Here is a 13015-nt window from a genome sequence, read left to right as displayed (position 1 = left end):
GACAGCGCTGTTACGTTGACGTGAGGATCTTGCTTCGACCTCTGGATAGGGCGCATGTACGACGAACGGCTCGCAGAGTTCTCCCGCGAACGGCTGGACGGCCGTCCGATACCCGACGATCTGCGCGTTCTGCTGGTGGCGCAGTGGGAGGGCCGCACCGACTTCTCCCGCCTTCTCGTCCTCGACTTCTTCGAGGCGGGAGAGGTCCACCCGCTCCTGAACACCAGCTATCTGAGCGAAACGGAACTCGCGGACCCTGAGATGCAGGCCGTCAACGCCGCAGCGGCCGAGATGGCCAAGTACGTCAAGCTCGTGGCGAAGGGCGGCAAGGGGTGGATCGGCTACTGGCTGCACCCCGACGAACCCACGGACCGTGCCTGGCATCTCACGGAGCTGGACACCGAGTTCAGCTTCTGGCGTCCGATCGGCCTCACCCTGGCCGAGGGGGCCGCCGCCGAGCGGGCGAGCTACCAGCATGAGCCCGACGAACGGATCGCGTTCACACAACTGGCTTCTGAACTAGTCAAGATGGGGCTACCGCTCAGTACCCAGGACTACGACGCTCTTCATGACACCGAGTACAGAGTGGCCCCGGAGGAACTCATGGAGGAGCTGATCGAAGCCGAACGCGAGAAGCGCGGTCTCCGATGAGCGGGAGACGCCAACGCCACGGGGCCCCCGCTCCGAGCGGCCTTCCTCATCGGGCTGACCGCCTGGTCCGCCAAGAGCACTCCATGCCCGGCGCACTCGCCTGGTCGGCCGATTTCCTCTGCGGTGCTACGAACCAGCCGCTGACGTCACCGTCACCTTCACCTTCACCTTCACCTTCACCGGGACGGTTGCCGTCACATATGCGGGAAGTCCCGCCGGATACCTGAGGCTTCCCTGCACCTCGCCCCCCTTGTCCTACCGGGCGGGCCAAGCCAGCGTGTCCTCGTTCTACGGCAGGGAGGCAAGGAGGCAGGGAGGCAGGGAGGCAAGGAATTCTGGCCCCGTCGGCGTTCAGCCGGTCGGCTGGGAATTGTCCGGTGGGTCGGATCGGAGCTGTTCGGCAACTCCCCGGGCGTGCAACCCGGACGCCCGCAGCAGCCGGAACGCCGCGACCCGCTGGTGGCGCGGCCGGTCTTCGGCCAGGAGTCCACGCAGCAGCTCCGGCGGTATGTGGTCAGCCCATGGCAGCAGCGCAGCAGTCGCCTGGCGGACCACCGCCGCCGACTGGTCGATCAGGAGCGGTCGCATGTCATCTGCGCGTACGGCGTCCAGCGCCCGCAGCCCTGCCACCGCGCAGGCACGCACGCCGGGTACCGGGTGGGTGAGGAGGGTCCGGATCAGGTCGACGTCCTCACGCACACCGCACTCTCCGAGGCCCACTGCAGCGGCCGGCCGAGCTGCGGGGGCGGCACACAGCGCGCGATACAGCGGCGCCGGGTCGGTGCCGCCCTGCCGCAGTACCCACCGGGCGCACGCCCGGACCACGGCGGACCGGTCGGTGAGGTACGGCTCGGCGTCGGCGTGCCGCCCGGCACGGCGCAGCGCGGTCACTCCCGCCGACCTGACCCGGGGCTGCGTGGAGCCGAGGAGCGGCACCACTACCTCGGTGAACCCGTCGCAGCCGCCCTCGCCGAGGCCGGCCACGGCCGCTTCGGCGCACACGTCCTGTACGACGACGTCACGGTGGCGGGCGGCGGTCTGAGCGAGCCGCGCCGTGGAGAGCAGTCTCCGTTCGACGACGATGCGGTGCGCCAGGCGGGCCGTGGCCCGGTCGTCGCTGCCGAGCAGCGCCTCGACCTGTGTGGCAGGGCCCGTGCGCAGCGCCGCGGTCAGCAACTCCTGGGCGAAGCCGCCCCGGGAACGGCGGCCGACCCGCAGGGTCAGCGCGGTGTGCGCGGCCAGGTGGTGCGGGGGCGAGTCGGCCAGGAGCCGGCGGGCACGTTCACGTACCGGCCCCACCCAGTCCGCGCAGCGGATGACGACCAGCGCGAGCAGCGCGGGGCGCCTCTCGGCATGGTCCAGCGCCGCCTCACGAATCCGGCCGTCCGCGTGACAGAGGGCGAGGGCGAGTTCGGCGTCATCGGGCTTCTGGGGCCCAGTGACGTTCGACGGTGACGCATCCTGCTCCCAGCTCAGCCGCCGCCCGAATCTCGACGCATTCGAGCGGAACAGCTCCGGCCGCTGCCAGGCCAGTTCACGTGCCCCGAAGTCGAGGCCGATCCAGGACTCCGGGTCCGTCACATCGAACGCCTGGTCCAGAGCGACTCCGGCAGCCAGTCGTCTCACGGCCTCGTGTGCCTCGTGTGCCTCGTTCGACTCGTCTTCGCTGGTCAGCATGGGTGCAGCCTAGTCACCGCCCTGAAGGCCCTCGCGTGTGGCCCTGGGCCCCTCGGTCGTCGGCCGGGAGTGGGTCCGGTATGGCCCCGGGGGCGGGGGCCCTGGCAGGTCCTCCGGTGCGACCTTCCCAACCCAAGAGGGGCTGACGAGCCGAGGAGCGGCAGGGCGACCAGGCAGGCGGTCACGGCGTTTGGGCGGGGCGGTCGGCAGTACTCCAGCTTCAGAGCGCGTCTGGATGCCGGGGCCTCGCCACGCACGCCTCGGAGGGTGGATCAGGCAGGGAGCCCGGAGCGCCTCGCGGCCGGCGGGCACTCAGGCCGGGGCGATCCCGCCGATCGTCAGCTCCACCTCGTCTCCCCTGCGGACGAACTCCCGGACCAGCCAGACACGGCCATCGATCGGCGTACCCGCCCCGGTCGTGTAGGCCGGGACGGCCAGCACCGCGTCGGCCGCGCCGTCGGTGCGAACCTCCGCGTCGGTGGTGACCGCGTCCGAGAAACGCAGGATCACCTCGACCGGCTGCGGCCGGGCGGCGAACGCTTGGGGGTCGGGCAGCCCCTGGAGGCGGCAGCGGGCGCCGGGAAAGAGGTGGGTGTGGCTGCACACGGCCAGGAAGGTCTCGGGCTCTGTGGGTCCGAGGCCGGAGGGCTGGGGCATGAGAGGGCTCCGGTGTACGCGATGGTGGTCGGCCCTTCGCAGTCTGACTGCGGCACCGCACGCGCCGCAGCGCGTCCCGGCCTAGCTGCCCCCGCCGTCACCCGGTCGGGGGTGGGCGTCACGCGGGCGCCGCAGGCCCCCCGGACAGCCTCCTTCTCGGCACCTCGGTCGGACGGGGGCCTCGTACGCGGGAGGGACCGACCAGTCCCCCATAGCATCGCCGCGTGGACCCGGAGGGCCACTTCGACCATCTGTCCCGGGTCCCGGGAGGTAACCCGGCCCCTGGCCGTCTCGGCCGCCCTTGACCGGGGTCTACCGTCTGCTGACCGGTCTCGGTAGGGACGCCCCGGCTCCGCACGTCTGTCCACGTCCGGGCCTGCCGATGCTCATGTCCGCCACGACCTCCGCGTCTGCGTTGGGGGCAAGGGGGCATCGCCTGGACGCACGCCTCTCTTCGTACACCGGCTCCTGGCCTGGGGCAGTCAGTCCGCAGAGGGCCTCGCGTATCCGTCAGGCGTACCGGGACAGCAGCTCTGGGATCGGTACGGCAGGTACGCGGATCGCCGTTAGAGGGCTCGGGGGAAGGGCCAAGAGGAAGGCAAGGGTGGGGAGGTCGTCCCGCCGGATGGCGTCGAGCCACTCCGGGAGTCGTTCACCCTGGCGCCGAGCGAGCATCCAGGCGAAGGAGGTGACGTGTCATCGCAGGCGCGGCCGAACACCATCACGGCCGATGACGTGTATGCGGGTGAGGGCCGGTTGCGCTTGGACCGAGTGCCTTGCCCCGCCGCGAGGGGGCGGGGATCATGACGGCGTGCAACACCGAGTGGAACTCCACGAGCTGCTCCCCCATGCCGGACTCACGGTCGTCGAGGACATGTGCCCGGGCAACCTGCTGCCGCCGGAGGCCGGCTGGCGGATCGCGCGGGGGATCGCGGCGCCGGACGGCGCGGTCCGCGGAGAGCTCGGCGGCGCGTGGTGGCGCCGCCTCGCGGATGCGGACGGCGAGTTCCTCGTGGCCGTCCTCGGTCATCGGATCGGGGGTAACGACTCCTGGTGGACCCGGGTTCGCCATACCGGCAGCGGTGTACCAGGGCTGACCGGCACACCGCTGCCGGGGCTGACCGGCGATCCCGGGTTCGTGGCGCTCTCCCTCGACGGCCAGGTGCTGCTGGCGGAGGTGCCCGGCACGGACGGCCCTCGGGTGACAGCCCTCGACCGACTGCAGGAGCGGCTGCAGGAGGCTGCCTCGGCCGCAGGACGCGAGACGGGGGCCGAGCGTGCCGAGGTGTGGGCGGCGGTTCCCGGCCGGCCGGCATGGCCTTCGCACTGGGCGGAGGGAATCGGGTTCAATCCGGCCGCGCCGGACGAGCTGCTGATCCGGTTGCTGGATGTGGAGGTGGGCTTCCTGCACGGCTGCGACCGGCCCGCCGTGCTCGACGCCGCCGTGACACATCCCGATCCGAAGGTGCGCTCGCGGCCCGCCGACACCTTCCGGCCCAAGCTCACGTCCGATCAGTGGGTACGCCTGGTCCACGCCGAACCGTCGCCGAGCCGACGCGTGCTCTGGGCCGAGCACGCCTGTGTCTGGGGCGTCGAACTCCCCGAGGACCTGTACGACGGCTTCCTCGCCGGCCCGTCCCGCGCTCAGGCCGCAGAACTCCCGGGACTCCCCGCACACCACCTCCCCAGCCTCGCGGCCGACGCCGATCCCAGGGTGCGGGCGACTGCCTGCGCCCGGTGGGAGGACCTCGCCGCGCCGCTTCGGGCGCGGCTGCTGGCCGACACCGACGAAGCGGTGCGTACGGCGGCACTCCTCGCCCACCACACCACCGTCCCCATGCCTCGCGAGGCCTTCGCATCGCTGCCCGCGCCACGGCGCGCGCTCGAGCAGTGCCGTCTCTCGCCCGAGCTGGAGACGGAGCTGGTCCGGGACGGGGACCCGGAGGTACGCCGAGCGCTGGCCGTCAACCCGCGGCTCAGTGCGCACAGCGTCGCCGTCCTGGCGGAGGACGCCTGCGGCGACGTCCGCTCTCTGGTGGCGCTGCGGCCCGATCTCGACGAGGAGCAGCGTGCCGCGGTGCGCTACGACTTCGACCCGACGTCGATGTCGCGCACTCTGCCCTGGGTCGAGGGCCTCCACGGTGACGCCGACGCGATGCGCCGCCTCGCGGTGTCGTCTCATCCGCTCGTCCGCCGAAGCGTGGCCCGCGCCCGGCGTCTTCCACCGGACGTCGTGGAGCGTCTGGCGGGGGACGAGGACCGGACGGTCCGCCTGTTTCTCGCCGAATCCTGCGATGACGCGCCGGCCGAGATGCTGCTGGAGGTCTGGCGCTGGTGGGACGGCAGCCTCTCTCACCCCGACCGCCCTCGCAGTCACCCCCGCTTCCCTCGTACGGGCCTGCTGCGCTACGCAGGCGACCCCGATGGGCGGATGCGCCGCCTGGCCTTGGACGATCCGGAGTCCACGCCTGCCGACGTCGCACGTCTCGCCCGCGATCCCGCAGCCGAGGTGCGCCGCCGCGCGGCGGCGGACCCTCGGCTGTCACCGGCCGACGCGGTGTGGCTGCTCAACGACCCAGTGGCCGACGTCCGTGGGGCCGCGATGCGCCATCCGCGGCTGCCTGCCCGCGTCCTCGCCGGGCTGCTGCACTACAGCGACACGGCATGCGCGGCGGTCACGAATCCGGCGATCCCGGTTCCCGTCCTACGCCGCATCCTGACCGCGGCCGCGGCAGCCGTGGCGGTCAGACGCTGACCCCCGCCGCCCGCCGGGGCGTTGCGTTTGCCGGTCTGTCGTGAGGGGGCCGAGGGCCGCCGACCCCGCTGCCGTGGCGCACGAACTCACTTCAGTCACACCGCTGTTGAGGCAGTGCCACCTGCAGGACCTCCACGTCAGGCCGTCGAAGGGCCCGGCACGTCAGTGCTCCGCTGGACCGGCCCTATCCCTCCTCATGGTCAGCGTTGATCAGGGCAGGGCCAGGGTGCCGGGAGCCGCGTACTCGAAGACCTCGACCAGCCAGTCGAAGACAGCCGGGCCATCGCCGGCGTGAGCCGCCGCCAGGCGCTGGCAGCCCGGTTCAGGCTGCCGGTCCGCGCCCACTCGGGTTCAGGCCTTGGCCTGGGTCGGCTACGGCACTCCCTCCGATGTGGCGCAAGCAGGTCCCTCCCCCGGCCGTCGGACGCGCGTTCACGTGACCGGTGCCTTCGCGACCCAGCCTGCAGGCTCCCGCTGCTCCTGGTGCGGCTGCGCCCTCGCGTGAGGTGGCTCCCTCCTCGGCCCGACCCCGACGGCGGCGAGATCCACGAGGTCGCCGGTGTCGTTCCCGGAGACGAAGACCAGCGTTTCCTGGCCTCCGGCTCGCACGGAGTCGGCGAGATGTACACCTTGCGTGAGTCAGTCCACCCGCCGGGCGGGCGGCGCGGCAGCCGTTCAGTCGATGCTGTCGCTCAAACCCAGTAGAAGCAGTCGCCCGCGTTGGACTCCGCCCAGGAAATCAGGCCTCCCGACTCCGGGTAGGGAACGTAGTGCTCAGTGTCGCCCATCTCGTACAGGTCCTGAAGGATCTCGTCCTCCCTGGACTCGGCCGCCCAGGACGCCTCAGTACCGGGCCGGGGCACGGACACCATCAGGAAGTCGTCGATGACCAGGGTCGGATACGCCTCCGCCAGGGAGCGGAAGTCCGAGGGCAACACCGTCCCGAGGGCTTTCTCCAGGACGCACCAATCGATACTGCGTCCCTCCTTCACACGCCACTGCACCATCGACGGAAGCGCCGTCTCCAGTTCTTGAAACCTCACCATGGCGTCCGCCGATCCGTGTTGTGTTGCTGCTGTTCATCGAATTCCTTGCCCACGCCCGGTGAAAACGTCATCGGAGCACGGCGGCTGATCTTGCATGCGAGGTAACCGCCTCGCTGCTGCGCAGCGGTGGACCGTTCGGCATTCCTCGTAAGCGAGAGGGCCAGAAGCAATCGCCTATCCAGCCGCGCTGTTCGATGTCGGCGGACTGCGTGGCCCGCGAACGGTGCCGTGTGTGGTGCGGTACTCGCCCTGTGCGATCAGGTCGTTCCGGCCGCCCCGCCGTCGACCCGCTGGAGCCCGGCCGCGCGCCGTGACTGTCGCCGATCCCTCTCGGTGTTAGGGCGGGGGTGGTTCAGCTGCGCCAGGTTCGGATGCGATCCGCGGCCTGGTAGACGGTGGTCCTGCCGGCCTGGATGTCGCGGACGAGGTCGACCATGGCACCGTGCGGCGGGTCGAGGCCCTCGCCGGAGGCGTGCATGTAGGCCGCGGTGACCTGACAGGCGTACAGGCTGTTGCGGTGCGGCAGGGGTTGCAGGCGGATCAGGGTGTGCAGGAGGGCTGCGGCGCGCCAGGCCGGGTCGGGGTCGGCCGTGGTGGGGCGCGGAATGCGGGTTCTGTGGCGGGCTACAGCGGCGACGAGAGCGGAGTAGTCGGCGATGCTGACGTCTTCGGGGACGGCCTGTTCCTGGACGTCCAGGAGCCAGGGGACGTCGATGTGAAGGATCATCAGGCGGCGTCCGCCCCGCGGTCGCGGGTGGCGGGCGGGGCTTCGTCGGGGAAGGCGTCGTCGGGGAAGGCGTCGTCGAACTCGGCCTGGTGCGCTTCGCCCCAGGAGACGGCGTAGCGGACGAACTGGCGACGCCGGCGTTCGCGCAACGACAGGTCGTGGACGTACTGCTTGAGGGACTTGCCTTCGGCGGCCGCCGCTGCGCGGACCTCCTCCAGCTCCTCGTCGGTGTAGGTGACGTTCAAGGACGGCATATCCCGATGGTACCTACGTGGTACCTCGCCACGCCATGGATGACGTCGCCGATGCTTGCCGACTGGTCCGGACCGGTACTTCGCCCACCGCAGTGGATTCTGCTTCCGCCGTCGCGGCGGACGCCTGGCACCCGCTCGCCCGGACGAGCAGCTTGCGCAACCGCCACGTCGATCTGTTCGCACGTGCCCTCGTGTCTGCCTGACCGGCGCAGCACCCATCGCCACTACCCTCTGGCTGCCTCCGTAGACTCTGCGGTGTCCGTGGATCGGACGGCTACGTCTACCGCGTCGGGCTTGTCGCCGACAACAGCCAGTCCGAACCCGTTGGAGTCTGAGATCATGACCGACCCGACTCAGGACCTCCACTGCCTCCAGGACCCCTCTCAGGCCTATGCGGCCGTGCAGGCCGCAGGGCCGGTGCGGCCCGTGCCCGCCGGTTCCGGTGGGCGTCCCGGCTACCTGGTCACCGGCTACGCGGAAGCCCGCGAGGCCCTCGGCGACGCTCGGCTCTCGAAGGACACGGCGGCGTACTTCTCAGGCAAGGGGTCACGACGCCGCCTGCACCCCGCGGTCGCTCACACCATGCTGGCCAGCGACCCGCCCCAGCACACCCGGCTGCGCAAGCTGGTGACGAAGGCGTTCACCACGGGGGCCGTCGCGGAGCTGCGCCCCTACATCGCCCGGGTCACGAACGAGCTGTTGGACCAGCGGCGCGCCGGCGAACCGTTCGACTTCGTTGCCGGCTTGGCGGTACCACTGCCGGTCATCGTGATCTGTGAGCTGCTCGGAGTCCCGGAGGCCGACCGGTCCGACGTCCAGCGCTGGTCCGCGGAACTGTTCGCGGCAGGAAAGCCCGACGTCATCGATACGGCCTCTCACGCGATGGCGGACTACATGACGGGCCTCATCGCCGCCAAGCGCCGGGACCCGGGCAGCTCCCTTCTCGACCGACTCATCTCGGCGCGCGATGGAGGCGACCGCCTGAGCGAGGAGGAGCTGGTCGCCCTGGCCGTGCTGCTGCTCGTGGCGGGTCACGAGACCACCGCGAGTGCCCTTGGCAACGCTGTCCTGGCGCTGCTCAAGCACCCGGCCGCGTTGAATCGTCTTCGGGCGTATCCGGACGAGATCCCAGCCGCGCTGGACGAACTCCTCCGCTTCGACTCCTCGATGAGTACGGCCACCTTCCGGTTCACCACGGAGGCCATCACGCTCGGCGGTACCGCCATCCCGACCGGCGTCCCGGTCCTGGTCGCCCTCGGGGCGGCCAACCGAGACCCAGCGCGGTTCCCGGCGTCGGACCAGCTCGATCTGGACCGGGACGCGGCTGCTCACCTCGCCTTCGGCCATGGCATCCATCGTTGTGTCGGTGCGCCCCTGGCCAAGGCCGAGATGGAGATCGCCATACGCTCACTGCTCGCCAGATTCCCGGGAATCCGGCTCGCCCAACCTCCTGGCGAGCTGCGTTGGCGACGGACCCGGCTGATCCGGGGCTTGGAATCGTTGCCTGTCCTGACGTGAAGGAGTGCTACCCGCTGCGGACCAGAACTCCTCCGCCCGTGCACGAGCAAGGTGTGGGCGTGGGGGGGAACGGTCGGTGCCACGACCCCCTCAGGGCGGCCGGGAGCACGGTAAGGACCCGTTCGGGTCAGATATGAGCGAGGTGTGCGCCGAGCTGGGACATCAACCTGGAGGTCGAAGCCGTCCTGGGCTTCCTGACCGCGGGGCTCGCCTGTTCCTGCTGTCTCTAATCTTCCCTACGCGCTCTTCTTCGGGGCCGTGCCGGGTGGAGCCGTACGGGCTTCGCAGCCGGCCAGGCGTGCCACCCGTGGGAACGCCCGGCAAGGCCTGCCACCCGACTCCAAGCCCTGCTCAGGACCGGAGCGAGGCCGAGCAGTGTGGTGAAGATCGAGCCGGATGTCCGCCGAGCGGACCTCGTGCAGCGAGGCGTTCCCCGGCCGAGGGCCGCGTGCTCCAGGCCGTGGGACCGGGTGATGGGGATGAGTGTGGTCATCTCCCCCACGCGGTTCTGGCCCCGCAGGCGGCCCCGGAGCCTCATCACCAACAGCGCCGCCGCCGGAACGACGATCGGTCCTTGGAATCAGGCTGGGGGCCGACATCATCACTCCTTGGTACTGTCTGTCGGTTTCGGAGCCCGTACGTGTCGGGCGGTAGGAGTGGCCGGTCGTATGCGATGTCGGCGGGCGGGTGGGGCGGGCACCTGCCCCACCCCCCCGCCTACTGGTTGGCGAGGACCTGGTTGACCTGGGTCTCGGCGGTGGCAAGGAGCTTGTCGATATCGGCGTCCTTGTTTGTGAGGAGGCCGACATGACGTTGTCGAGGCCCCTCGGTCCGCTGGAGTTCCACCTGAGTTCCGGGGTGTGCGGGCGAGGGACATCCGTGCCGCAGACCCCGGGTGGCCTCACGGAGTGGCCGCCGTTCTGGCCAGGGGGTCCGGCCACCGCCGTGGCCGGACCCTGGTTCTCACCGTGCCTCAGGCACCGGCGACGGTGTTACGGGGTGTTGATGACGCACTGTGAGCCGGGCTCGACGAGGACGTTGCCCTCGGCCGAGTTGGTGATGGTCACGCCGGTCAGGGTGGCGCTGCCTCGGGCGCCGCTCATCGCGAGGATGCCGGAGCCGTTGACCGACTTGTCGATGCGGACGTTGGTGATCTTCACGTCGGGCATCTCGCCGCCGCCGGTCCCGGGCTTGCCGTTGAGAACCCGACTGATCGCGGCTTCGCCGACTCCCACCTTTGTCGCTACCTGAGCAAGTCATCGCGCCATGAACGCAAGATTAGCGCAAGCACAGTAAAGAAATTTTACGTTTCTGCTGTCATTCTCGCAGTACATGCGAAGGTGTTTGGAGAGGCCGCACATCTCGGGCACTCACGTGGCCGACGAAGGCCCGGCCGACGCCGGGGCGGCGAGAAGCTTGGTGTGCGGGGTCGACGGAACCAGGTAACGTCTTTGACATGTTCTTCCAGCCGCTGATTTACGAGTGAGAGCGTGATGGGCCCCCGCTGACGTCCCTCGCGTCGCCGCGCCCATCCCCCACCGATGAATCCGTCGATCACTTCACATCATTCCCGGGAGAACCCATGACCGTGAGCAAGAACATCAACAACCCCGTGGGCCAGGGCGGCGGACAGCGCAAGAGGCTGTCCCGCGCCGAACGGCAGAACAACGGTCCCCACCGCAACCTCGACCGCCAGGGCGCCGCCGACCAGAAGGCGGAGCTGGTGCGCAAGATGCGCGAGAAGGCAGGCGCAGCCGAGGCCGCCGGGCAGACGGGCGACGACACCGCACAGAGCTGACGCCGTGCGGCCCCAGGGCCGCACGGTACGGAGCAGGGCTCGGACCGCGACATGCGGTCCGAGCCCTGCTCCGCGTCGCGGCCCTGCTGCCGTGTCGCGCCCCTGCTGCCGCACCGGGCGCCGCTGGTCCCGCTCAGTTCTCGGCCGCTCGCACGCGACAGGACATGCGCCCGGACAGGCGGATGCTACGCCAGCCACATGATCGTCCGGCCCTTCGTGCGCGTGCCGGCCTCCCGGGGGTCGGTGGTCATGTCGATCATGCGAACTACGCGCGTCAACCTGCCCGTTCGCGGTTGACGGCCCCCATCGCCTCGGCGAGACTCCTGGCTCATGCAGCCCTCGCGTGACCCTTCGGTCACCCTCGTTCAGCGGCGACACGTGGACCTTGTCCGTGTCGCGAGCGCTGTCTGTCGCTGCCGCTGACGGCTGTCCGTCCACTCACCTCGTACTTCCATGCTCCTCGGTTCGCCCTGCACAGCAGGGCTCCGGAGGCATGTCCGCACGTCCTGCTGGAGGTCTGTATGTCCACACCCCTGTCCCGCCGCGCCCTGGGCGGGGTCGCCGCCGGCGCCGCTGCCGTGGCTGCCCTCGGCGTCACCGCGCCCGCCGCGCAGGCGAGCCCGACGGCCGACCCGCAGGAGCGTCCCTTCCGTGCCGCGCACCCCCGCCGCCATTCCCGACGGCCCAACATCCTCTTCATCCTGGGCGACGACCTCGGCTGGGCCGACCTCTCCTCCTACGGCTCCCCGCACATACGCACGCCGCACCTGGACCGTCTCGCCCGGGAGGGTGTCAGATTCACCGACGCCTACTCCGGGTCCGCGACCTGTTCCCCCACCCGCTTCAGCCTCTACACGGGCCGGTACCCGGGACGTACGAAGGGAGGGCTGGCCGAGCCGATCGCCGACAAGTCCGTCGGCCTGGAACCCACCCACCCGACGCTCGCCTCGCTCCTGCGGGATTCCGGCTATGCCACGGCCCTGATCGGCAAGTGGCACTGCGGCTACCTGCCCGACTACTCCCCCACCCGATCCGGATGGGACGAGTTCTTCGGCAACTTCGGCGGGGCCCTGGAGTACTACTCCAAGCTCGGTCTCGGCGGCGAGTACGACCTCTACGAGGGTGACGCCGAGTACAAGGATCTGCGCTACTACACGCGGATACTCACCGAGCGGGCGAGCGAGTACGTCAGCCGTGACCACGACAAGCCCTGGCTGCTCAACCTGAACTTCACCACCCCGCACTGGCCCTGGATCGCCGACGGCGACGAGGAGGCCGGCGCGGAGATCGTCCGTCGTATCAAGGCCGGCGACCGGTCCGCGCTCTGGCACCAGGACGGCGGCTCCGTCGAGAAGTACAAGGAGATGGTCGAGGACCTCGACCGCTCGATCGGACAGGTCCTCAAGGCGCTGAAGCGCTCCGGCCAGGACCAGGACACTCTCGTCTTCTTCGCCAGCGACAACGGTGGCGAACGCTTCTCCTACAACTGGCCCCTCGCGGGCAACAAGGGCTCACTCCAGGAGGGCGGCATCCGTGTTCCCTCCATCCTGCGCTGGCCCGCCCGGGTCGACGGAGGCCAGGTCAGCGACCTGCCGGTGTTCACTCCCGACTGGACGGCGACCCTGCTCGACCTGGCGGGTGCCCGCCCCCATCCGGCGTACCCCCTCGACGGCACCAGCCTCGCCGGGCATCTGCTGCGCGGCACCGAGCCGCCGGAGCGCGACCTCTTCTGGCGGGTGCGCGGCGAACGGGCACTGCGCCGTGGCGACTGGAAGTACTACCGCGGCAAGTCCGGTCGCGACCAGCTCTTCCACCTGTCCGAGGACGCCCGCGAGCAAGCCGACCGGGCGCCTTTCGAACCGGTCCGGCTCGCCGAACTGCGTGCCGCGTGGGAGCGGATCGACGCCGGACTGCTCCGCTACTGATCCACGA

12 protein-coding genes and 2 pseudogenes are annotated in these 13015 nt (G+C 70.4%); 6 read left to right on the top strand and 8 right to left on the bottom strand.

Features of this window, described 5'->3' with window-relative positions:
* Nucleotides 1–54 precede the first annotated feature (54 nt).
* Nucleotides 55–651, top strand: coding sequence for a hypothetical protein (locus tag ACRRSS_RS18065; RefSeq protein WP_435972159.1), 597 nt, complete (start codon nucleotides 55–57; stop codon nucleotides 649–651).
* Between the two features lie 351 nt (nucleotides 652–1002).
* Here the strand turns inward: ACRRSS_RS18065 and ACRRSS_RS18060 are convergent, their stop codons facing one another.
* Together ACRRSS_RS18060 and ACRRSS_RS18055 are read right to left on the bottom strand one after the other, a co-directional pair.
* On the bottom strand, nucleotides 1003–2328 hold the full coding sequence (locus tag ACRRSS_RS18060) for a HEAT repeat domain-containing protein (RefSeq protein WP_435972158.1): 1326 nt from the start codon (nucleotides 2326–2328) through the stop codon (nucleotides 1003–1005).
* Nucleotides 2329–2640: 312 nt separating this feature from the next.
* The gene (locus ACRRSS_RS18055; RefSeq protein WP_435972157.1) at nucleotides 2641–2985 is read right to left on the bottom strand and encodes a hypothetical protein; all 345 of its coding nucleotides are present in this window, start codon (nucleotides 2983–2985) and stop codon (nucleotides 2641–2643) included.
* A gap of 811 nt (nucleotides 2986–3796) precedes the next feature.
* On the opposite strand from ACRRSS_RS18055, the gene ACRRSS_RS18050 reads away from it, so the two are divergent.
* Nucleotides 3797–5740: a hypothetical protein gene (locus ACRRSS_RS18050; protein ID WP_435972156.1), complete on the top strand. Its 1944-nt coding sequence runs from the start codon at nucleotides 3797–3799 to the stop codon at nucleotides 5738–5740.
* Between the two features lie 692 nt (nucleotides 5741–6432).
* Here the strand turns inward: ACRRSS_RS18050 and ACRRSS_RS18045 are convergent.
* The 3 genes from ACRRSS_RS18045 to ACRRSS_RS18035 all read right to left on the bottom strand — a co-directional run bounded on the left by ACRRSS_RS18045 (nucleotide 6433) and on the right by ACRRSS_RS18035 (nucleotide 7767).
* On the bottom strand, nucleotides 6433–6786 hold the full coding sequence (locus tag ACRRSS_RS18045) for a hypothetical protein (RefSeq protein WP_435972155.1): 354 nt from the start codon (nucleotides 6784–6786) through the stop codon (nucleotides 6433–6435).
* Nucleotides 6787–7138: 352 nt separating this feature from the next.
* The gene (locus ACRRSS_RS18040; RefSeq protein WP_435972154.1) at nucleotides 7139–7513 is read right to left on the bottom strand and encodes a toxin Doc; all 375 of its coding nucleotides are present in this window, start codon (nucleotides 7511–7513) and stop codon (nucleotides 7139–7141) included.
* Nucleotides 7513–7767, bottom strand: coding sequence for a hypothetical protein (locus ACRRSS_RS18035; RefSeq protein WP_435972153.1), 255 nt, complete (start codon nucleotides 7765–7767; stop codon nucleotides 7513–7515). Before ACRRSS_RS18035 ends, ACRRSS_RS18040 begins: the two co-directional genes overlap by 1 nt.
* 339 nt (nucleotides 7768–8106) lie before the next feature.
* On the opposite strand from ACRRSS_RS18035, the gene ACRRSS_RS18030 reads away from it, so the two are divergent.
* Nucleotides 8107–9285: a cytochrome P450 family protein gene (locus ACRRSS_RS18030; protein ID WP_435972152.1), complete on the top strand. Its 1179-nt coding sequence runs from the start codon at nucleotides 8107–8109 to the stop codon at nucleotides 9283–9285.
* Between the two features lie 383 nt (nucleotides 9286–9668).
* Here the strand turns inward: ACRRSS_RS18030 and ACRRSS_RS18025 are convergent.
* The 3 genes and pseudogenes from ACRRSS_RS18025 to ACRRSS_RS18015 form a co-directional block, all read right to left on the bottom strand.
* Nucleotides 9669–9853: pseudogene (locus tag ACRRSS_RS18025) on the bottom strand (ABC transporter ATP-binding protein); the annotation flags it as partial.
* A gap of 149 nt (nucleotides 9854–10002) precedes the next feature.
* A complete protein-coding gene (locus ACRRSS_RS18020; RefSeq protein ID WP_435975526.1) occupies nucleotides 10003–10131 on the bottom strand; it encodes a hypothetical protein in 129 nt (42 codons plus the stop codon).
* A 146-nt stretch (nucleotides 10132–10277) separates the two neighbouring features.
* A pseudogene (locus tag ACRRSS_RS18015) lies at nucleotides 10278–10469 on the bottom strand (hypothetical protein); the annotation flags it as partial.
* A gap of 398 nt (nucleotides 10470–10867) precedes the next feature.
* Here ACRRSS_RS18015 and ACRRSS_RS18010 point away from each other — a divergent pair.
* The 3 genes from ACRRSS_RS18010 to ACRRSS_RS18000 all read left to right on the top strand — a co-directional run bounded on the left by ACRRSS_RS18010 (nucleotide 10868) and on the right by ACRRSS_RS18000 (nucleotide 13008).
* Nucleotides 10868–11083, top strand: coding sequence for a DUF6243 family protein (locus ACRRSS_RS18010; RefSeq protein WP_351910422.1), 216 nt, complete (start codon nucleotides 10868–10870; stop codon nucleotides 11081–11083).
* A gap of 330 nt (nucleotides 11084–11413) precedes the next feature.
* Nucleotides 11414–11506 carry a putative leader peptide gene (locus tag ACRRSS_RS18005; RefSeq protein WP_351910424.1) on the top strand — a complete coding sequence of 31 codons (93 nt, stop codon included), beginning with the start codon at nucleotides 11414–11416 and terminating at the stop codon, nucleotides 11504–11506.
* A gap of 98 nt (nucleotides 11507–11604) precedes the next feature.
* On the top strand, nucleotides 11605–13008 hold the full coding sequence (locus ACRRSS_RS18000) for a sulfatase family protein (protein WP_435972151.1): 1404 nt from the start codon (nucleotides 11605–11607) through the stop codon (nucleotides 13006–13008).
* Nucleotides 13009–13015: the final 7 nt, after the last annotated feature.

It is taken from the genome of Streptomyces sp. Qhu_M48 (assembly GCF_051305195.1).
Lineage (GTDB): Bacteria > Actinomycetota > Actinomycetes > Streptomycetales > Streptomycetaceae > Streptomyces.
Note: the sequence above shows the minus strand (reverse complement) of the source record. Positions and strands in the feature narration are given on the sequence as shown.